Source organism: Neoasaia chiangmaiensis (genome assembly GCF_002005465.1).
Lineage (GTDB): Bacteria > Pseudomonadota > Alphaproteobacteria > Acetobacterales > Acetobacteraceae > Neoasaia > Neoasaia chiangmaiensis.
Window position 1 is genome coordinate 2,145,998 of the sequence record NZ_CP014691.1, and the last position, 18,700, is coordinate 2,164,697.

Annotated in this window: 24 protein-coding genes; 23 read left to right on the forward strand and 1 reads right to left on the reverse strand. The window is 58.5% G+C overall.

The genetic code is table 11. The features are described 5' to 3' along the window. The first annotated feature begins 29 nt into the window (after positions 1-29). From A0U93_RS10355 to A0U93_RS10390, 8 genes are all read left to right on the forward strand, one after another. Positions 30-1,199, forward strand: a complete 1,170-nt coding sequence (locus A0U93_RS10355; protein WP_245824813.1) for a hypothetical protein — start codon at positions 30-32, stop codon at positions 1,197-1,199. Further along, positions 1,196-1,345 (forward strand): hypothetical protein, encoded by a 150-nt coding sequence (locus tag A0U93_RS16465; RefSeq protein WP_169852747.1) that lies wholly within the window; start codon positions 1,196-1,198, stop codon positions 1,343-1,345. Before A0U93_RS10355 ends, A0U93_RS16465 begins: the two co-directional genes overlap by 4 nt. A 45-nt stretch (positions 1,346-1,390) precedes the next feature. After that, positions 1,391-2,017 (forward strand): TRM11 family methyltransferase, encoded by a 627-nt coding sequence (locus A0U93_RS10360; RefSeq protein WP_174807236.1) that lies wholly within the window; start codon positions 1,391-1,393, stop codon positions 2,015-2,017. Positions 2,018-2,231: 214 nt separating this feature from the next. Beyond that, positions 2,232-2,753: a hypothetical protein gene (locus tag A0U93_RS10370; RefSeq protein WP_077807273.1), complete on the forward strand. Its 522-nt coding sequence runs from the start codon at positions 2,232-2,234 to the stop codon at positions 2,751-2,753. A 110-nt stretch (positions 2,754-2,863) separates the two neighbouring features. Further along, complete coding sequence (locus A0U93_RS10375) at positions 2,864-3,271, forward strand: hypothetical protein (protein ID WP_245824815.1); 408 nt, start codon at positions 2,864-2,866, stop codon at positions 3,269-3,271. Between the two features lie 182 nt (positions 3,272-3,453). Next, entirely contained in the window at positions 3,454-4,305 is an 852-nt protein-coding gene (locus tag A0U93_RS10380; protein ID WP_077807274.1) for a tyrosine-type recombinase/integrase, read from the forward strand. 46 nt (positions 4,306-4,351) lie between these two features. After that, on the forward strand, positions 4,352-4,543 hold the full coding sequence (locus A0U93_RS10385; protein WP_077807275.1) for a hypothetical protein: 192 nt from the start codon (positions 4,352-4,354) through the stop codon (positions 4,541-4,543). After that, entirely contained in the window at positions 4,540-5,151 is a 612-nt protein-coding gene (locus tag A0U93_RS10390; RefSeq protein WP_077807276.1) for a DUF3164 family protein, read from the forward strand. Before A0U93_RS10385 ends, A0U93_RS10390 begins: the two co-directional genes overlap by 4 nt. Before the next feature lie 15 nt (positions 5,152-5,166). Here A0U93_RS10390 and A0U93_RS10395 read toward each other — a convergent pair whose 3' ends face one another. Further along, entirely contained in the window at positions 5,167-5,805 is a 639-nt protein-coding gene (locus tag A0U93_RS10395) for an Abi-alpha family protein (RefSeq protein ID WP_147150835.1), read from the reverse strand. 197 nt (positions 5,806-6,002) lie between these two features. On the opposite strand from A0U93_RS10395, the gene A0U93_RS10400 reads away from it, so the two are divergent. The 15 genes from A0U93_RS10400 to A0U93_RS10470 all read left to right on the forward strand — a co-directional run bounded on the left by A0U93_RS10400 (position 6,003) and on the right by A0U93_RS10470 (position 18,694). Then, the gene (locus tag A0U93_RS10400; RefSeq protein WP_077807278.1) at positions 6,003-6,809 is read left to right on the forward strand and encodes a DNA adenine methylase; all 807 of its coding nucleotides are present in this window, start codon (positions 6,003-6,005) and stop codon (positions 6,807-6,809) included. Between the two features lies 1 nt (position 6,810). Continuing rightward, entirely contained in the window at positions 6,811-7,419 is a 609-nt protein-coding gene (locus tag A0U93_RS10405) for a hypothetical protein (RefSeq protein ID WP_077807279.1), read from the forward strand. A 14-nt stretch (positions 7,420-7,433) separates the two neighbouring features. Next, positions 7,434-8,087 (forward strand): hypothetical protein, encoded by a 654-nt coding sequence (locus A0U93_RS10410; protein WP_077807280.1) that lies wholly within the window; start codon positions 7,434-7,436, stop codon positions 8,085-8,087. A 154-nt stretch (positions 8,088-8,241) separates the two neighbouring features. After that, a complete protein-coding gene (locus A0U93_RS10415) occupies positions 8,242-8,850 on the forward strand; it encodes a hypothetical protein (protein ID WP_077807281.1) in 609 nt (202 codons plus the stop codon). After that, entirely contained in the window at positions 8,831-10,837 is a 2,007-nt protein-coding gene (locus tag A0U93_RS10420; RefSeq protein WP_077807282.1) for a phage terminase large subunit family protein, read from the forward strand. Before A0U93_RS10415 ends, A0U93_RS10420 begins: the two co-directional genes overlap by 20 nt. Continuing rightward, positions 10,837-11,109, forward strand: a complete 273-nt coding sequence (gpW, locus tag A0U93_RS10425) for a gpW family head-tail joining protein (RefSeq protein WP_077807283.1) — start codon at positions 10,837-10,839, stop codon at positions 11,107-11,109. The genes A0U93_RS10420 and gpW overlap by 1 nt, the downstream gene beginning before the upstream one ends. Beyond that, a complete protein-coding gene (locus A0U93_RS10430) occupies positions 11,106-12,749 on the forward strand; it encodes a phage portal protein (RefSeq protein WP_245824816.1) in 1,644 nt (547 codons plus the stop codon). Before gpW ends, A0U93_RS10430 begins: the two co-directional genes overlap by 4 nt. A 71-nt stretch (positions 12,750-12,820) precedes the next feature. Continuing rightward, positions 12,821-13,609 (forward strand): S49 family peptidase, encoded by a 789-nt coding sequence (locus tag A0U93_RS10435; protein WP_245824819.1) that lies wholly within the window; start codon positions 12,821-12,823, stop codon positions 13,607-13,609. A gap of 39 nt (positions 13,610-13,648) precedes the next feature. Continuing rightward, on the forward strand, positions 13,649-14,299 hold the full coding sequence (locus tag A0U93_RS10440; RefSeq protein WP_077807285.1) for a hypothetical protein: 651 nt from the start codon (positions 13,649-13,651) through the stop codon (positions 14,297-14,299). 28 nt (positions 14,300-14,327) lie between these two features. After that, the gene (locus tag A0U93_RS10445) at positions 14,328-14,984 is read left to right on the forward strand and encodes a head decoration protein (protein ID WP_077807286.1); all 657 of its coding nucleotides are present in this window, start codon (positions 14,328-14,330) and stop codon (positions 14,982-14,984) included. Positions 14,985-15,082: 98 nt separating this feature from the next. Further along, positions 15,083-16,120, forward strand: a complete 1,038-nt coding sequence (locus A0U93_RS10450; RefSeq protein ID WP_077807287.1) for a major capsid protein — start codon at positions 15,083-15,085, stop codon at positions 16,118-16,120. Positions 16,121-16,124: 4 nt separating this feature from the next. Next, positions 16,125-16,538: a head-tail joining protein gene (locus A0U93_RS16215; protein ID WP_147150833.1), complete on the forward strand. Its 414-nt coding sequence runs from the start codon at positions 16,125-16,127 to the stop codon at positions 16,536-16,538. After that, complete coding sequence (locus A0U93_RS10460) at positions 16,480-17,004, forward strand: hypothetical protein (protein WP_077807289.1); 525 nt, start codon at positions 16,480-16,482, stop codon at positions 17,002-17,004. Before A0U93_RS16215 ends, A0U93_RS10460 begins: the two co-directional genes overlap by 59 nt. Positions 17,005-17,012: 8 nt before the next feature. Then, a complete protein-coding gene (locus A0U93_RS10465; RefSeq protein WP_077807290.1) occupies positions 17,013-17,207 on the forward strand; it encodes a DUF2635 domain-containing protein in 195 nt (64 codons plus the stop codon). Then, positions 17,204-18,694 (forward strand): phage tail sheath subtilisin-like domain-containing protein, encoded by a 1,491-nt coding sequence (locus A0U93_RS10470; protein ID WP_077807291.1) that lies wholly within the window; start codon positions 17,204-17,206, stop codon positions 18,692-18,694. Before A0U93_RS10465 ends, A0U93_RS10470 begins: the two co-directional genes overlap by 4 nt. The last annotated feature ends 6 nt before the right edge of the window (positions 18,695-18,700 follow it).

Genomic DNA, 18,700 nt, shown 5'->3' on the forward strand with positions numbered 1-18,700 from the left:
CGAGCTTTGATCGATCAAGTATCACACCCATGGCGTTCTTGCGCGCGATGCCGGCTGAGCAGCGCGGTGTCTTTCATAGCGTCCTGGATGCTCTGAAGAGTGCCCGTGATGCCGTCTTCCGTGCGGGGGCCCAGCCCCTTAGCGACGGGCAGATTGCGATGCTGGCGTGCGAGACGGAAGACGTGCTGGCGCGGACGGTCCCTGAACTTGTCCGTACGGGCTTTCTCGGCCGCGACGATGACGGGGCGCTTTATAGCCCGCACCTGGTCGATCGTGCATTGCGCCGAGAGGAGAGGGCACGGATCCGTGCTGAACGTGAGGCGCGTGCCGCTGAATTTGTGACGCGGCAGGAAGCAGGCGAATTTCCGTCCGATGCAGACGTCCGTGCGCTGACGGCGCCAGCCAATGGAAGGTTTGGTGGTCGCCCTCGCAAAGGTGAGACGGCCGAGCAGGCGCATGCTCGTCGCGCAGCGGCATTCGAAGAGAAACGTCGCCAGCATGAAATGCGGCTTCTTTCGAAGATCGATGGTGGGCCAGTTCCGGAAAATGCGGAAACCAAAAACCAAAAACCTTTTTCAGAAACGGTTTTGGTTTCCGGGGTTTCGGTTTCTGAAAAGGTTTCCGGGTTTCCCGTAGATCTAGAATCAGAAGAAAAGAATATCCCTTCTAATTCTGATTCTACGAAAACTCCGGAAACCGAAACTGGCCCGGTTACGGCACCAGTTTCGCCCGAAGCCGTGAGTCAGCTGGCCGCGCGGATCATGAACGTATCGAAGCTGCCGGAGAACCAGCTCGGGTTTGCCAAATCAATGGGTGGCAAATGGCTTCGGGAGGGCATCCCGGCGGATGTGATCGTCCAGGCCATTGCCGATCATCTCGCCGCCATGGCGAAGAACGGCGACGTTCCGCAAAAAATGGGCGTTTTCCGTGGCAAGCCGGAAGATGCATGGGCTGATGCGCGGGCGGCCGGGGCGGTTATCGACACAGCACGGCATGATCGTGCGGAGTGGGAAATTGAAGGTGACGCCGCTTACGAGAAGGCGACGCGTGAAATGAGCCGGATGCTGCAGAGCGACCGTGACTACGGGAAATTCACCCGTGCGTGGCCAGATCGCGCGCGCGAGTTGGGCCTCCCAGCTTGTGAGATGACGCGCGATGCTTACCGGAATGCGTATCGCCCGCGGGACGTGGCAGCATGAGGTACGTCGCGATCACCGCCATTGTCATTGCAGTTCTGGCATGCGTGACCGTCCTTGCGCTGAACGGGCAACAGCCGTTCGCCAAGGATTTGGGCGGTTACGCTTTGGGTCTGCTTTTCCTCATGATCATTCTGGGGTGGCTGTAGGATGTCCGCTCCAGATACGCGACGTCTGCTAGGGGCACAATATTCATGAGAGCCTCGGGCTACGCGCGTCACGAAGATGGTTGGTACGTCGAGCCACCTTGGGCGGTCGATGCATTGATCGAGGTCGAAAGGCCATTCTCGGGGCTTGTCGTTGATCCCTGCTGCGGCGCGGGTAATGTCGTCAAGCGGCTGGAGCTTGCCGGTTACCTCGCGAAAGGTGGCGATTTACGGATGCGGTGGGACCGCGCTGTGATCGGAACGTTTTCCACCACACTTGAGTGCTATCAGCCGGACAGTGTTGTCAGCAATCCGCCGTATCATCTGGCGCAAGAGGTGATCGATTGCGCGCTAAAGTACTCGAGCGACCGTGTGTGCATGCTACTACGGCTAGGATTTCTTGAGAGTGTGAAGCGGCGAGGATGGTTCCAGGCGACCCCGCTCGCCCGGGTTTGGGTTTCGAGCCGGCGGATGTCGATGCCGCCCGGCGGTTCAGATGTGAAGGCGGATGGAGGCGCGATCCCGTACGCCTGGTATGTGTGGGAACATGGCTATTCTGGCGCGCCGACCCTCGGATTTCTCCCGGATGCCGGTATGGGGCAGCAATCTCATTCTCTTCCGCGATCCTCGACCGACCGATCTATCGATGCTCTGTCCAGGAGCGTGAGGCGATGACGATTCGAAGTATAGCGCAAGCCCAAATTCTGGGCTTTTTTTCTATCCGGTCGCAGTTATCTCGCACACGGAAAGAGATCGCTGTGTTAAAAGAACAGATCGCTAACAAAGACCTGGAAATATCGACATTACAGGTCCGCCTCAAACGTGTGCTCGATGGGCGGGACATAGATGGGCGTTTTGTTCGACGAGGCATCTCACGATCGGAGAAGTAATGGCGTCTTCTGCCAGCGCCGCGAAGATCGACGCGGAAGAACAATGCGCCCCGTTTGAGGGCGCATCTGAGAAAACACTTATTTTCGTCGACCTGACACGCAAGGACGGTCAGGACGCCAGAATTGTCGCCCGGCGCGGTGCAGGGCTTTACGGATTACTCAAAAATCAGACGATTACCGAGGCTCATGTCGCTGCCGCAGAATGTTGGGCCAAGGATTACGAGACGGGCGTCATGGGCGCTTCGGATCCTGATCGGGCGCGGCATAGCAAGCGCGGCGACATTCATGACATGATGATCGCGCGTAGTGCCGCGATGGGCCGATGCCAGGCGGTAAAGAAAAACCTTGGCGCCCTGGCCGAGCAATATCTGATCTGGTTGACGATCGATGGTCTTTCGATGAGCGCTCTTGCGGCGAAAGCCGGGAAGGATCGGAAGCTCGTCACGGGCGCTGTCGAATTTCTTCTGGAGCAGTTGGTGGAATTTTTTGACGGGCAGCCAGGCACATTCTGGCGCGCTTGACTTGGGCCAAGTGACGAGCGTAGACGTATAGGCTCTCGATAGGCGTGTGACTGGAAACGGTCCACGCCTTTTTTATTGGCGCAAGGCGTCCCCCCGAAAAGCGAATCCAGATGAAAAACGTCGCGGCAGCGCGTGTGGGCGATATCGTCCTGCGCGGCAATCGTCATGTACTGATTGTCGCCGTTGCGGACGGTCTCGCGCGCGTCGTGCCGCTCATTCGGGGTCGCACGGAAATTCATCGATCAGACGTGCGTCTGCCCGAAGCAGCTTGCCTCTCGTTGAGCACACACAATGTCGTGCTGCGGTGTTGCGACGCTCATTGGCGGACGAATGTGTTTGCCCCTCGCGTCGGGCAGGCAGACGCAGCGCTTTTGAGCGACGTCACGCTTTCGTTGCAGCGGGAGGCGCAGACGCGTGAGATCGAGAAGCTGCCAGCCGGCATTGTGCGATCGGTGCTCGGACGAGGTCCGAGGATCGGTGACTGCGGTCGGAAAGTAGGCGGCGCGCCATCCGATTGATGAGCACGAAATGCGGCAGAATAATCCGGAGTTATCTGGCACCGATGGAAGAGCGATGTGGCAGATAACCCGATATACGGCCCGAAAGGCCGACAGATAATTACTGTTATCTGCCGGATTTAGTCCACTCGAAAGGCGCATGAAATGACGACATTTCAATGTGTTAGTGGAGATATGGACGAATGGCGAAGCGCGTAGCCTCAAAATCGTCCAATATCTCCGACGACGAAAGGCTGATGCAGCTCTGGCTTCATGGCGTGTCTCAAAACACGGTGAAGGCCTATCGGCGAGACATGGAAGCGTTCCGTTCATGGGTGGTAAAGCCGCTCGTCGAAGTGACGCTGGACGACCTGCAGAACTGGTACACCTCTCTCGATGGTGCGGATGCGACCCGGCGCCGGAAGCTTGCTTCCGTGAAGTCGGGGCTCGCATTCGGTACGCGCGTTCGCCTGCTCCCGGTTGATGTTGGTGCGGCGCTTCGGCTCGAGAGGGAGCGCGACACGCTGAACGAGCGCATCCTCCTCGAGGAAGATGTGCTGCGGATGATCGACCGCGAGCAAAGTCCACGGAAGAGGGCATGCCTTCGTGTCCTCTATCTTCTGGGGCTTCGTATCTCCGAGATGTGCGCGCTGACCTGGCGGAATATGACTCGCCGGCAACAGGGAGGCATTGCCTCAGTTTTCGGGAAAGGCGGGAAAACCCGCAGCGTGCCGGTCCCGGCCAAGCTGTGGAAAGAGCTCATGGCGCTGAGAGTAGACAACCGGCCCGATACGCCAGTTGTCCCCGGCCATGATGGCGGCAAGCTGAGCTTGAGCGCGGCACATCGCCTCGTGAAGCGGGCCGCCGGGCGTGCCGGATTGCCAGACAGCGTTTCGGCGCACTGGCTCCGGCACGCCAATGCATCCCATGCGCTGGACAACGGCGCACCGGCTCACGTCGTGCAGGCCACCCTTGGCCACGCTTCGCTCGCCACCACGACGCGATACAGCCACGTCCGCGAGGGCGACGGGACCGGAAATTATCTGAAGGGCTGAACGTCGTCGCGGTTGGCGATGCGCCCTCATGAAACTGAGAGGCGCAATGGCTCGAGCCAAAACTTACCGCCCCGCTGATTTCGTGCCGACACAGGCCAATGTGTGGGCGCGGGCTGCGGACGGATATGATCGTATTGCCCGGACGGACCGTTTGCCGGGTAAACGCATCTGGGCGCAGGAAGAAGCGCAGCGCTGCCGGCGAATGGCGGCTCGTGAAGCGAAGGATATCGTCGCGTGAGCCATAATCCTGACGACTACATGACTGACTCCGCCGGTCGTCTCGTGCCTCGAAAGAACGTGCGCGCCGAGGACCTGCTTCAGGACGAGCTCGTGCGCAAGTTACACGAGCAGGCTGCGCAGCATCGTGAGGCGTTACGCTCCTTCCGGGAGACCTGCTTTGCCGATATTGCCAGTCTGCTCGATCTGCTGTCCGAGCAGTACGACGCGAAGAAGGGTGGTGCGAAAGGCAATCTTACGCTGTCCAGCTATGATGGCCGTCTTCGTGTCTCGATTTGCATCGGCGATGCAATCAGCTTCGGGCCAGAACTCCAGGTTGCGAAAGAGCTTATCGATAGCTGTCTAACGCGGTGGAGCGAGGGCGCGAACGACAATATCCGGGCGATTGTCATGGACGCGTTCGATGTTGGGAAAGAGGGACATCTCAGCGCAACGAAGATTCTGGCGTTGCGGCGGCTCTCGATCGACGATGATGAATGGAACCGCGCTATGCATGCGATCACCGCGTCCGTTAAGGTGGACGCGACGCGCAGCTATGTGCGGTTCCATGAGCGTGTAGGGCAGCGCGAGCCGTTCGTTCAGGTGCCTCTGGATATGGCCCGGGCTTAGAAGTGCCTAGTTCGATTAATTTGAATGCGCTGTTGTGTATAACTGCGCCCCGTAGGCAGTGGAGGCTAAACGTTCTATGCCAATGCTGTTGCTTGGTTTAGTGAAGATGTTGAGTGAAGTAAGATGCGATAGTGAAATCTCGATTTCATTGCGATAGATATTTGCTCCGCTTTCATGGCTTGCACTTTCGACAAACTTTATTATCCCATCGATATTGCAGTATTTGTTAGGCCCGACTGGCGAGGTGACACCATAGAGATACCGGAAGACAAGCAGATCGATTGGCTCAAACGAACGAAGAGTTTTTATGAATTCTCTGCGGAAGCCTCGGAGATGACCCGTTGCAGTCTTGGCCAATAGACAAGCCCAAATTTCTTGGAATTCCTTACGGTCATCGTCCATCGTTGCTTCGAGGATTGGCCTAGTGTTGGTCTCCGATATCTCGTCAGATGGGATCGTTGGTTGATCTCCAATCTTAGCCCGGGCCAGCGCCATCACTGCTTCACTGTTTGTTTCTCTCCGCTGCCTAGCCCGGCGGAGGGGGTCGCTGATCAAATAGTTGACAAGCTCCTTTGAGGCATCAGTCACTCCAGGTAACGCAAGCTGCGCCTGCCTCATGTCATTGAACATTTGTAGAATAAGATCTGCCGCCACGGCCATCACCTTCAGAACTGAGCCAAACCTGCATTGAAGCTTTGACACAGGATGTAACAGCGCGTTCTGACGCACAAGAGGTGATGGGTATGCAGGCAGGGGCTGAGCTGCTGACACAGCTCAAGCCGCGCAGCTCACACTGCGCACGGGAACCCCCGCCCTGACTCCCGAGGGAGCAGGGACATATTGGGCACCAAATGGTTAACAACTGGTTAACGCCTGCCGATCCGGCAGCGCCTGTCGCTCCCTATTTGGGCGGCAAACGTAATCTCGCACGAATCATCGTGCAGAAAATCTCCGCTATCGAGCACACGACTTATGTCGAGCCGTTTGTGGGAATGGGCGGTGTTTTCCTTCGCCGCCCATTCCGGGCAAAAGCCGAGGTCATCAACGACATCTCACGTGATGTCTCCAATCTGTTCCGCATATTGCAGCGGCACTATGTTGCCCTGATGGACCTCTTGCGGTTCCAGATCACAAGCCGATCGGAATTCGAACGTCTCGTCGCAGCGAAGGCTGAAACGTTAACAGATTTGGAGCGCGCAGCTCGCTTTCTTTACCTGCAACGACTGGCATTTGGCGGCAAAATTAGCGGACGCAATTTTGGCGTGGATGTCGCCCGGCCTGCACGTTTTGATGTCGCGAGGCTTGGACCATTGCTCGATGAGGTTCACCAGCGGTTATCGGGCGTCGTTGTCGAGTGTCTGCCGTTCGAGCGTGTCATCAGTGTCTACGATCGGCCGGGGACGCTCTTCTATCTCGATCCACCGTATTTCGGCTGCGAGAAAGACTACGGCCCGAACGTCTTCCATCGAGACGATTTCGAGCGACTTTCGGGGCTATTAGCTCAGATCAAAGGTCGCTTCCTGCTGTCGTTAAACGACCGGCCCGAGGTGCGGGCCATCTTTTCGCGTTTCACGATCGAGCCCGTTACCACGTCTTACGGTGTGGGGAAGGGCTCAACTGCGGCGCGTGAGCTCCTTATCTCTGGCCCGGAAAATTAACATGTATCACCACGTTCATATTGGCGGCGGTTTTGTTCTGCTTTCCGTTCTCAGTCTCTGCCTGCTCATTCTTGCTATCACGGCGCCCATCATGATTGGCGCCAGATCAAAGCGTAACTCTGCCGAGCGCATGCGTCGCCTTTCGGCGGAGATCGAGGAAAGCCGTGCACGGCGCGTAGAGCGCCGAGTGCGCTACGCCGAGGACTGTGCGGGTGGTGCGCAACTGACAGCTCATCGCGTCAATGTTTCCGGGCGACCTGGACAAACGGCCGCTTCCTCGCCGCGCGGCTTCGCTTCGCGTGCTGATGATATGGGAATGATGCGGCAAGCATCTCCGGTTGCACCTTCATCGCCTGTTGTCGTTCAGAGTGGTTCTTCGGCGACTGGTCTCGTTGAAGGTCTGGTTATCGGCGATCTATTGGGAAGCATGGGGCATGACCGAAGCGAAATCGTAACTGAACATACGATCGAAAGCGTTTCGCCATCGTGGGATCCAATACCGACAGGCGACAGCGGAGGGGGCTTCTTCAGTTTCGATAGTTCGCCCAGTTACGATTGTGGAGGCGGGAGTAGTTTCGACAGTGGTGGCTCATTCGATTGTAGCTTCTGACGGCTGCTGGTTTCATGCTGTCGATAAAGCTCGATACTTCTGCGATCAGAAAACAGATTTCTGATCTGCAGAAGCAGATTCCGTTTGCCACTTCATTGGCGCTGAACGATCTGGCCTTCCAAGCGATGCGGGCCGAGAATGATGCAATGTCGCGGATCTTCGATAATCCGCGGCCTTTCACGCAAAATTCGTCGCGTGTTCGAAAAGCCTCAAAGCGCAATCTGATTGCGATCGTTTCTCTCAAAGACGCTCAGGCGAAGTACTTGACGCCATATGAGAGTGGCGGACAGCATGAAACGCCAGGCAAGGGACTGCTCATTCCCGCTGATATCCGGTTGGATCAGTTCGGACAGTTGCCGAATGGACTCATCAAGCGGTTGGCGGAACGCAAGGATGTGTTCGTTGGCACTGTGCATGGCATTTCTGGCTTCTGGCTTCGTACTCCGAAGCTCAACGCGAACGGAAAGCCCAAGGGTGGTCGCCGTGGTGTCTTGAACGCCACAAGGCATCAGAATACTGGGCTGACGTTGCTTCTGCGTTTCGGTGATAACAAGCCGGTGACGAAGCGCATGCACTATCGAGATCGTGTCGCTGAGGTTGTGGCCAAGAATGGTCCTCGCGCCCTCGAATTGGCGATGAGAAAGGCGATTGCGACGGCGTTTCGCTGAAAAGTGCCGGATTTCTCGGGATTTTGCGAACCTGCGCGAAATCCACGAATGTGGAGCGTGAATACCCCCCCGGTCTTTGGGTCCTTCCTACCCCCCTGCCGTAACGCGGGGATTGCGCCAGCCCCAGTGTTCCCTAGCTACGAGTTGAAAAAAGATGTCCGCACCTGCCGCGACCGGCGTTTCGATCCGTGAATTCGCGCGGCTCGCCGGTTGCGATGATAAGCAGGTGCGTCGGGCCATTGAAAAGGGCAGAATCCAGCGCTTTTCTGATGGTTCTATCGATCCCGCGCAGGTCGATGGAGATTGGCGTCGAGCGACGCGAAGGGGCGCGGACAACCGTGCGGACAATTTGGTGAAACGCAGTGCGGACAAACCGAAAGTGTCCGCACCGGCGAAACGACGCAAAGTGTCCGCACCCGCGAAGGACGAAACTCCGGCGGAAGCGGCAGAGCGGATCGTTAAGGAAGCTGGCGGCGACCTCTTGCCGCTGAACGCAGCAATCTGTTTGAAGGAAAACTTCGCCGCGCGCCTCAAGCAACTCGAGTACGACCAGAAGGCTGGCAAGGTTGTCGATGTAGCATTGATCGCGAAGAAGGTCGGGGAAGAATATGCCCGGGTCCGGACACGGCTCCTTGCCATCCCAGCGGAGCAGGCTCCGACGCTCCACCGCTTCAAAACGGTGACGGAACTGCAGGACCGACTTTTGAACCTCATAATCCGCGCTCTGGAAGAACTGACAGCCGATGGAGATGCTGCTTCCTGAGACAGAATATGTCGCAGGATACGCGGAGTTCTGTCGTCAGCTTGTGAACGCTCGCAAGTTGAACCTCAAACCACCGCCGAAGCTGACGATCAGTCAGTGGGCCGCAGAATATGCCGTCTTGTCAAAGGAGACGAGCGCCCAGACGGGCAAGTTTGAAGCGTTTGCCTATCAGCCCGGTATTATGGACGCGATGTCAGACCCGGCGGTCGAACAGGTTTCGGTGATGAAGTCGGCCCGCGTCGGCTACACGAAAATTCTCGATCACGGAATCGGCTACTACCTCCATCAGGATCCGTCACCCATCCTCGTCGTGCAACCCCGCGTCGAAGATGCCGAGGACTACTCAAAGACTGAAATCGAGCCGATGTTGCGCGATACCCCGGTACTGTCGGAGATCGCGGGCAACCCGAAAGCAAAATCAACAGATCAGACGATCCTGAAGAAGACGATGCGCAACGGTGCATCGCTGACTCTGGTTGGTGCGAACAGTCCCGGCGGCTTTCGCCGTATTACCGTCCGCATTGTCATGTTCGACGAAGTGGACGGCTACCCTGTAGGCGGGGCGGGCACGGAAGGCGATCAGATCGCCTTGGGCGCCAAGCGATCGGAGACCTTCTGGAACCGTAAGGTCATTGCGGGGTCCACACCGACCGTCAAAGGGCTCAGCCGTATCGAGGCCCGATACGAAGAAGGCGACATGCGTCGCTTCTACGTGCCGTGTCCGCATTGCGGCGAGAAGCAGGTCCTGGAATGGGGCGGTAAGGAAACGCCGCATGGGATCAAATGGGACAAGGATGCCGCTGGGAATAATGTCCCAGAGACTGCGCACTACGTCTGCCGTCACAATGGCTGCATCATCGAAGAGGCCGATAAGCCCGAGATGGTCGAGGCAGGCGAGTGGATCGCGGAGAAGCCGTTCAAGGGTCACGCCTCGTTTCATATTTGGGCGGGGTATTCCCTGTTTCCTAATGCAGCATGGGGAAAGCTTGCGGCTGAATGGCTGCGGGTCAAGGACAAGCCGCTTGAGCGCCAGACGTTTGTTAATCTCGTCCTGGGGCTCCCTTACGAGGACCGCGGCGAAGGAGCTCTCAACGAGATCACCCTCGCCGCCCGGACCGAAGTATGGGCCGGTGAGGTTCCGGAAGGTGTTGCCATACTTACGGCCGGCGGCGACACGCAGGACGACCGCATCGAGCTTGAGATTGTCGGCTGGGGAAAAAACGAAGAACGTTGGTCGATCGCGCACCTGGTTTTTGAAGGTGATCCAGACGGGCCCGAGGTATGGGAACAGGTCGATTCTGCTTTGAAGCGGCAATGGTTCCGGGCGGACGGCCAGCCGTTCACAGTCAGTGCGGCATGCCTCGATTCTGGTGGTCATCATACCCAGAAGGTCTACGAGTTCTGTAAAGCGCGCCTCGGCCGCAAAATCTGGGCTATCAAGGGCGAGTCCGCTCGTGGTGGGGCGCGGTCTCCCGTATGGCCGAGCAAGCGCATCACTGCGCGCAACAAGTCCAAGTTTCGGCCAGTGATCATCGGCGTCAATGCAGCCAAGGACGTTATCCGCTCCCGGCTGCATCTGAAACCTGCCGACAACGGTGAGCCCCAACCTGGCTACATGCACTTTCCGTCGGATCGCGACGTAAACTATTTTGCTCAGCTCGTCGCAGAACGTTCCGTCCGGAAAAGCGAGAGGGGAAAAGTTTTTCGTGTCTGGGAAAAGCTTCCAGGACGGAACAATGAGGCTTTGGACCTTGCAGTCTACAGCTATGCGGCGCTCTGCGGCCTCTACCACATGGGCCTGAAGCTTAATGCGAAGGCGGACCAGATAGCGTCAGAGAGGCCAGATCCAGAGCAGGTCCGGCACGCGACTGCGCTGTCGATAGAAGGGAGCGGGCCGAACGACGATGTCGGTGCGAAGAATGGCCAGTCCTTGGTCGAAACCTCGACGCCAGCATCGCAGAAGCGCCGGTCTCGCTGGAGTTTTTAATGCCGAAGTCCATTTTCCCGGTGCCGCGTGGCACCTACGCCGGAATGACCGAACAGCAGGTTACTGATGCGCGCAATACCGCGCAGCAGCAACTGATCGGTCTCCTGTCTGGCACCAGACCGCAGAGCGCCGGATACACGCAGGGCGAGGGCGGTCGAAACGTCACGTTTGCCGGGGCATCCGAGGCCCAGCTCCGAAACATGCTTCGTGAATTGAATGCCCTGCTGGGCGTTGGGACGTCACGCCGCGCGATAAGGCCATATTTCCGATGAAGCAGGGCTTTTTCACTCGTATGCGCCAAGCCTTCTCGGGCAAGGCGCAAGCAAACGGTCATGTGCCGGCGACGCTGCCACCAAACTGGATGGGGGGCATGGGCGGCCCGTTCGCCTACGACGCAGCGAATATGTTCGGTGCGGAAACGGCGGACTGGAATCCGTGGCTTCGTTCCCCGGATGCGGAGATTAACATTGATCGCGACCGTATGGCAGCGCGGTCACGAGACCTTTTCCGCAATGACGGCTGGGCTCGGGGGAGTGTTACGCGCATCACGGATAACGTGGTGGGCGCGCAATTTCGCTTGGTTTCCAATCCGGATTATCGTGCGCTTCGTTTCCGACACGGATCGGCATTTGATGCCGTGTGGGCGAAAGAGTTCCGACAAGCCATGGAAGCCGAGTGGCGGATGTGGTCGGAAAACAGCCAGTTGTTTTGCGACGCGGCCCAGAAGCTTACCGTGACGCAGATGTTTCGACTGGCGTTCATGCATCAGATGAAAGACGGCGAAGCCCTCGCCGTTTTGCGCTGGATGCCGGAAAATATCGAGATGGGCGCAGATTATGCGACCACGCTGCAGCTGATCCATCCGGATCGCCTATCAAATCCCTTCCAGCAGATGGACACCCACAGTCTGCGCGGAGGGGTCGAGATCAACAATGATGGTGCCCCGATTGCGTATCACGTTCGGCAGGCTCATCAGTTTGACTATTTCGACGCCATCCAGAGCATGACGTGGGATCGTCTGCCACGGTTCACCCCATGGGGGCGACCGGTCGTCGTCCACTCCTACGATTTCGACGACGCCGGGCAGCATCGTGGCCTGAGTGCATTCATCCCCGTACTCAGCCGTTTCAAAATGCTGGCCAATTACGACAAGGCAGAACTGCAACAAGCTCTGATTCAGACGATTTTCGCGACCTTCATCCAGAGCCCGTATGACCCGGAAGACGTGGAAAACGCTCTCAGTGACGGGGAATTGTCTCAATATCAGAAAATGCGTCAGGAGTGGCATTCGGAGAATAAGCTCACCCTGGGCGGCGCGCGTATCCCGGTCATGCCACCTGGGGAAGAAGTCAAAACGGTTTCTGCCACGCGGCCCAACAGCGGGTTCGACGCATTCCAAGGGACGTTCTTACGAAACCTTGCGGCAGGAATCGGAACGTCTGCCGAGCAGCTGAGCATGGATTATAGCAAGACGAATTACAGTTCGTCCCGCTCCTCCATGCTGGAAATCTGGAAAACGATGCATCGTCGCCGCAACGATTTCGCGGTCAGCTTGGCGAATCCGATCTATTCCGGTTTTGCCGAAGAGGTATTTGACCAAAAGCGCGTTCCGTTGCCGCGTAATGCGCCTGACTTCCTGGATGGCAAAACCGCATACACGCGCTGCTCGTGGATCGGACCTGGCCGCGGATGGGTCGACCCGGTGTCCGAACGTCAGGGTGCCGTCATCGGTCTCGACGCCGGGTTCAACACTCTCGAACGTGAATGCGCCGAACAGGGACTGGATTACGAAGAGGTCCTCGATCAGCGCCAGGTTGAACGCCAGATGATGGCGGAGCGAAACCTTCCTTATCCCCAATGGGCCATGGGTTCCCCCATGAACCAGGCCACAAAGAAACCGGACGCCGAATGAGCAGGTTACCCCATCTCGCACAGCGTCTCTTCAATACGCCGATCGCGATCCAGCCTCAGAAGGCCGAGATCGTGGTGGCGGCATTGGCGGATCGACTGGGCGTTACCCACATGTTCCGTGACGGATCCATGCGCGCTCTGTCACAGTCGTCGATGCTTCTGGCTGACGAGGACCGCGCCCCTGATCGTGCCTACCAGGTCGTGGCTGGCGTCGCGATTATTCCTGTAACGGGAACGCTCGTTCAGAAACTCGGTACGCTTCGGCCGTTTTCGGGAATGACTGGCTATGACGGCATCCGCATCAACTTTCTTGCTGCGTTGAACGATCCCGATGTCGAAGCCATCGTGCTCGATATCGATAGCCCAGGCGGCGAAGTAGCAGGGTGCTTTGATCTTGCCGACGCTATTTACAGCGCGCGCGGGCAGAAGCCGATTCACGCGGTTCTGAACGAGAGCGCTTATAGCGCCGCGTATGCGATTGCGTCTGCTGCTGACCGAATCACTGTGCCGCGCACTGGCGGAACTGGGTCGATCGGCGTGATCTGCATGCATGTGGATCTGACGAAGGCGCTTTCCGAAAGCGGTGTCGTCGTTACCATGATCCGATACGGCGCCTATAAAGCCGAAGGATCCGAGTTTGAGGCCCTGTCGAAAGATGCGCTTGCTCGGATGCAGGCAGACATCGATGAGATGGGCGAACTGTTCTGCGACACGGTTGCGCGGAATCGCTCGATCAAAGCCTCAACTGTCCGTGGCTTTGAAGCCCGGACATTTCTCGGCGCTTCAGGCGTCGATGCGAAGCTCGCGGATGCCGTTGCGGCACCGGATGCAGCATTCGCCGAGCTGCTTGGCTCGCTCTGATTTGTTGCGGCATCGCCGCATTTCTCAAAAGGACATTCCATGGCACGCACCCGCGATGCTTTGCTGGGCTCGAGTGTGAGCTTTGCCCATCTGATCGGCACCGGCGCAAGAGCCGCTCGTCGCGCGAAGCGCGCCGAGGACCGGGACGACGATCAGGAAGATGACGATGCCCCTGGCGCTGACGACGATGACGACGGCACCGACGCGAAGAGCGCCAAGGGCAAGCGCGCGAAAGAGGGTGATGAAACCAGCGACGATGACGCTGATGATGATGGCAGTGACGATGAGCCCAAAAGCCGGAAAACGGCCAGGGGAAAGCGCGCTGACGACGACGGCGATGATGCTGACGACGATGACGCTGATGATGAAGAGGATCCGAAAGCGCGTGCCGCCCGCAAGCGCGAGCGCGCCCGCTGCGCCGCGATTTTCGGCAGCAAGTCGGCCGGCAAGCGGCCTGACCTTGCTGCGCATCTTGCGTTCAACACGAGCCTACCGCGTCGCGAAGCCGTCAGCTTGCTGAAGGCAGCTGCTGCTGGCGAAGAGCCAAAGAAAACCGGTCTGTCCGCGCGGATGGAATCCTTCGGAGACTTCCGTGTCTCGGGATCGGCACCTTCGCCGAACCGGCGGCAGGCTGTCACCAGCTCCTGGGACGCTGCGGCGGCCAGCGCCGGCATCAAAACGCGCCGGTAATTTCATCTGACAGCAAAAGGATCTGACGATGGTCAGCCCTGTTCTGAACGAACATTTTTATACTGGCGCGTTCCTCGTCCGCGAAGCCAATGGCTTTCTGTCGCGCGACGAAGGCGTCCTGGTCAACGAGACATCTGCACCGATCTCCTTTGAAGGTGGTTTGATTCTCAGCTCTGCGACCTCCGTCACCGGTGAGTTTACCTTCAATGAAGGCAACACGGGCAACGGGACGATCGGCGCGATCTCTGTCGCAACCGGGACGGCGCCAGCCAATTATAGCATCGAATTTACCGATGCGACCGACTTCACCGTCACGGCGCCCGATGGGAGTGTCATCGGCACTGGCACGGCCGGGACAGCGTTTTCGGGCGGCGGCCTTGGGTTTACGGTGACGGCAGGCAGCACGCCTTTTGTCGCGGGTGACGGCTTCACCATTGTCGTCGTGGCGACGAGCGAGCCACAGTATGTGCCCTATACCGGTGCTGCAAACGCGGTGGGAGTCTTGTTCAATCGCCGGATCGTTGAAGCCGAAAGCGCCAGCAAGGTGACGGTAATCTCCCGCATGGCCGAGGTGAACGGCGCCGAACTGGAATGGGACGCCTCTGTGGAGGCCGCGGCGAATGCCGCGACGTTGCAGGCGCAGGCGCTTGCTCAGCTCAAGGCGCAGGGCATCGTCGCCCGCTAATCCCGTTGCCGCTTAGCGGTCAAGGATTTCCATAATAATTGGTCACCCGCCCACCTTCTTAGTGTGGCGGGCGTCGCACTGTACGCCCCAGGACGAACATGAGCGTTTTAGACGTATTCAATCAGGACCCTTTCACGAGCATGGAACTCACCACGTTCGTGGACCGGGTGCCGTTCCAGCCGACCGGCATCGGCGATCTTAATATCTTTGAGGATAAGCCGATCCGCACGACCGCGCTGATGGTCGAGGAACGTAACCAGAAGCTCGTCGTGATTCCGACCAGCGCACGTGGTTCGGCGGCAACCGAGCGTCAGACCGAGAAGCGCACAGCGCGTTACTTCGAAACTCCCCGCCTGTCGCATGGTGATACCATTTACGCGACTGAGCTCCAGAACGTGCGTCAGTTTGGCGAACAGTCTGTGCTGATGCAGGTGCAGACTGAAGTTGCGCGCCGACTTGCAGGACCGACCGGCCTGACCTCCAATATGGAATATACCTGGGAGCTGCATCGCCTATCGGCGATTCAGGGCCAGCTCCTCGATGCCGATGGCTCAGTGCTTTTCGACTGGTTTGATGAATTCGGCATCAAGCGGCCGACCGAAATTGGTTTCAACCTGAGTGCAGCAACGCCCAAGGACGGTGCGCTTCGTATCCTCATCAACCAGAAGGTCGTGCGTCCCATGATGCGGGCGGCGCAGGGCGCCTGGACGCCGTCCACGAAGATCTACGCCATGTGTGGCGATGAATTCTGGGACGCGTTGATTACTCACCCGGATGTGTTGAAAACATACTTCAACTGGGAAGCTGCCAAAGAACTTCGCAAGGGAACGGCCTTCGAAGCCATGGATTTCGGCGGCGTGAGCTGGTTCAACTATCGCGGTTCAAACGATAATTCGACTATCGCCGTGCCGACAGACAAGGCGAAGTTCTTCCCGGTTAATGCGCCTGGCGTCTTCCAGCGGGCACTGGCACCGGGCGAATCCGTTGAATGGGTCAATACGCCGGGCAAGCCGATGTATGTGATCCCGATTTTCGATCGTGATCGCAATTTCTGGTGGCGCCAGGAAGTCTATTCCTACCCGCTGCACATTTGCACACGACCGGAAATCCTCCAATCCGGCCGCCTGGGGAGCTGATTCGATGCCATTGGATTGGGACAAACTCGTCATTGGACCCTGTCAGCAGATTTTCAGTGACGATCCGATCCAATGGCAGTCATCGCTCTTGGGAGGTCTGATTCCCATCAGCGGAATCTTCGATGAAGGGTTTCTGGCGCTTCAGCCTCTTGGTGGGGAGGAAGACGGGCTGACCCCCGTACACGTATCCAGTGCCAAGCCTATTGTTGGCATACAGCTGTCGCAGTTCGTCCAATACGGCGTTGAACCGCAACAGGGCGATATTCTGATTATCAGAAAGCAAACCTACCGGATTCAGGAGGTGCGGTCTGATAGCCATGGTTCAGCAACGCTCATCCTGAACGATGCGGAAAGAGAAAATGACCCTTTACCGTTCGGACCTCCGCGAAATGGCGGCGCAGGCTTTGCGGGACGCTGACACGCTCGCCGGTGAGAATGTCTTTACCGCCCGGTCCTGGCCAGTGACCCCTGCCGCCCTCCCCACTATTCAACTTCAGGTTCCTGAAGATGACGGCGAGAGTATGGGGCGCTCTGCGCAAGGCTTCACTCGCGTTGCAAATCTTGCCATTCGAGCCAAGGTTCTTGGCGGAACGCCTGAGAAAGCAGAACTGACCGCTGAGGTAATTGGCGAGCAGATCGAAATGGCGCTGATGTGCAGCGCGGCTCTTCAAGAGGCGATTCAGCAGGTCACGCATCTTCGATCGAGCCTCGTTATTGATAGCTCGGGCAGGAATCATATCGCTGAGCTCAGGATCCTGATGGGCCTGGAATATTCCGAGTATTTTCCGCCTCCAGGCACACCGCTGGCCGAGATCAAGGGCCAGATGCAGGCCGAGGGCAATCCCGATTTCGCCGATATGGCGGTCCCATTTCCACAGAATTGAGGTTTTCCATGTTGGTGAAACCGGCACTGGGCCGCGCTGTGCGCTGGCCCGGCACGCGGCGTTTGCTCGCCGAGAGCGGGCAGGACGTTCCTGAAACGAGTTTCTGGCTTCTGGCCCTGCACAATGGCGATGTCGAGAAGGTCGATCCTTCTCCCGTCAAGGCGGTGTCGCCTCCTATCGAGACGCATGAGGTGTCGGCATGAGCGGGACCATCACAGTGCCGGGCTATAACGCTGCCAATCGGGTTCCCGGCTTCTATTTCGCGCTCGACAACTCCAAGGCCAACACAGCTTCGGCAGCGCGGCGCGTGCTGATCGTCGGGCAGCAGCTGGCAGGCGCATCGGCCGTGGCCGGTGTGGCGACGCTGTCGAACGGGCCGAGCGACGCGATCGCCAAATACGGCGCGGGTTCGCAGTGCGCCCGGATGGTGGCGCGCTATCGCAAGCTCGACAGCTTCGGCGAAGTCTGGGTCCTGCCTTTGGCCGACGACCCGAGTGCCGTTGGTGCGACGGGCAGCTTCACGATCTCCGGGACTGCGTCGGCCTCCGGTACGCTGCCACTGTATGTCGGCGATCAGCTGATCTCCACGCTGGTGACGGCGGGCGATACGGCGGCCACGATCGCGGCCAACGTTGTTGCAGCAGCTGCCGGCGTGACGAACATGCCGGTCTCGATCGCGATCGATGGCGCGCAGAGTGCCAAGATCGATGTGACGGCGCTCAACAAGGGTATGTCGGGGAACGATATCGCGCTCGGTGTCGCGCTGCTCGGCACGCCGGGTGGCCAGTCCGTCCCGGCAGGTGTGTCGGTGACGATTGGCGCCATGTCCGGTGGCACGACCAATCCGACGAACGTCGCCTCGGTCCTGTCGACGCTCGGCAACCGCGTCTATGACCTGTTCATCCATCCCTACACGGATGCGGGCAGCCTCAGCGCCCTCAAGAGCCTGTTCGATAATGACACGGGTCGCTGGTCGCCGATGCAGCAGCTCTATGGTCACGGGATCACCGCGTATCGCGGCACCTATGGGCAGGCAACGGCGTTCGGTCTGACACAGAACGATCCGCATCAGACGATCATGCCGATCTCTGACAGTCCGAACGCGCCGATGGACTGGGCAGCGGAAATCGGTGCGCAGGTTGCCGTGTCGATGCGTAACAACCCGGCGCTGCCGATCAGTGGTATTCCGCTGACCGTCATGGCGCCATCCGACGCGGGGCGCCTTACCTTCGATCAGCGATCCAGCCTGCTGTATGACGGGATGTCGACGCACACGGTCGCCGATGACGGTACAGTATATATAGAGCGGCTGCTGACGACATATCAGCAGAATGCCGAGGGACAGCCGGACAACAGCTATCTCGATATCGAGACGCTGCTGCAGGCGGAAGTCTGCCTGCAGGATATGAGCAGCTTCCTTGCACAGCAGGTGGGCGGTTCGATCCTGGTGGCGGACGGCACCAAGATCCCGGCCGGTGTGAAGGCGACCACGGCCCAGCTGATCGGCAAGCTCTGTGCGTCGCGCTATCGCTGGCAGGCGTCGCAGCTGTGGGTGCAGAACGCTGACACCTTCGCGGCGAACATCGTCGCGCAGAATATCGGCGGTGGCGTGGTCAAGTTGCTGATGCCCTACGACTTCGCCAATCAGCTCTGGGTCATCGCGGGCAACGCCCAATTCGTGAAATCGTAAGGAGGG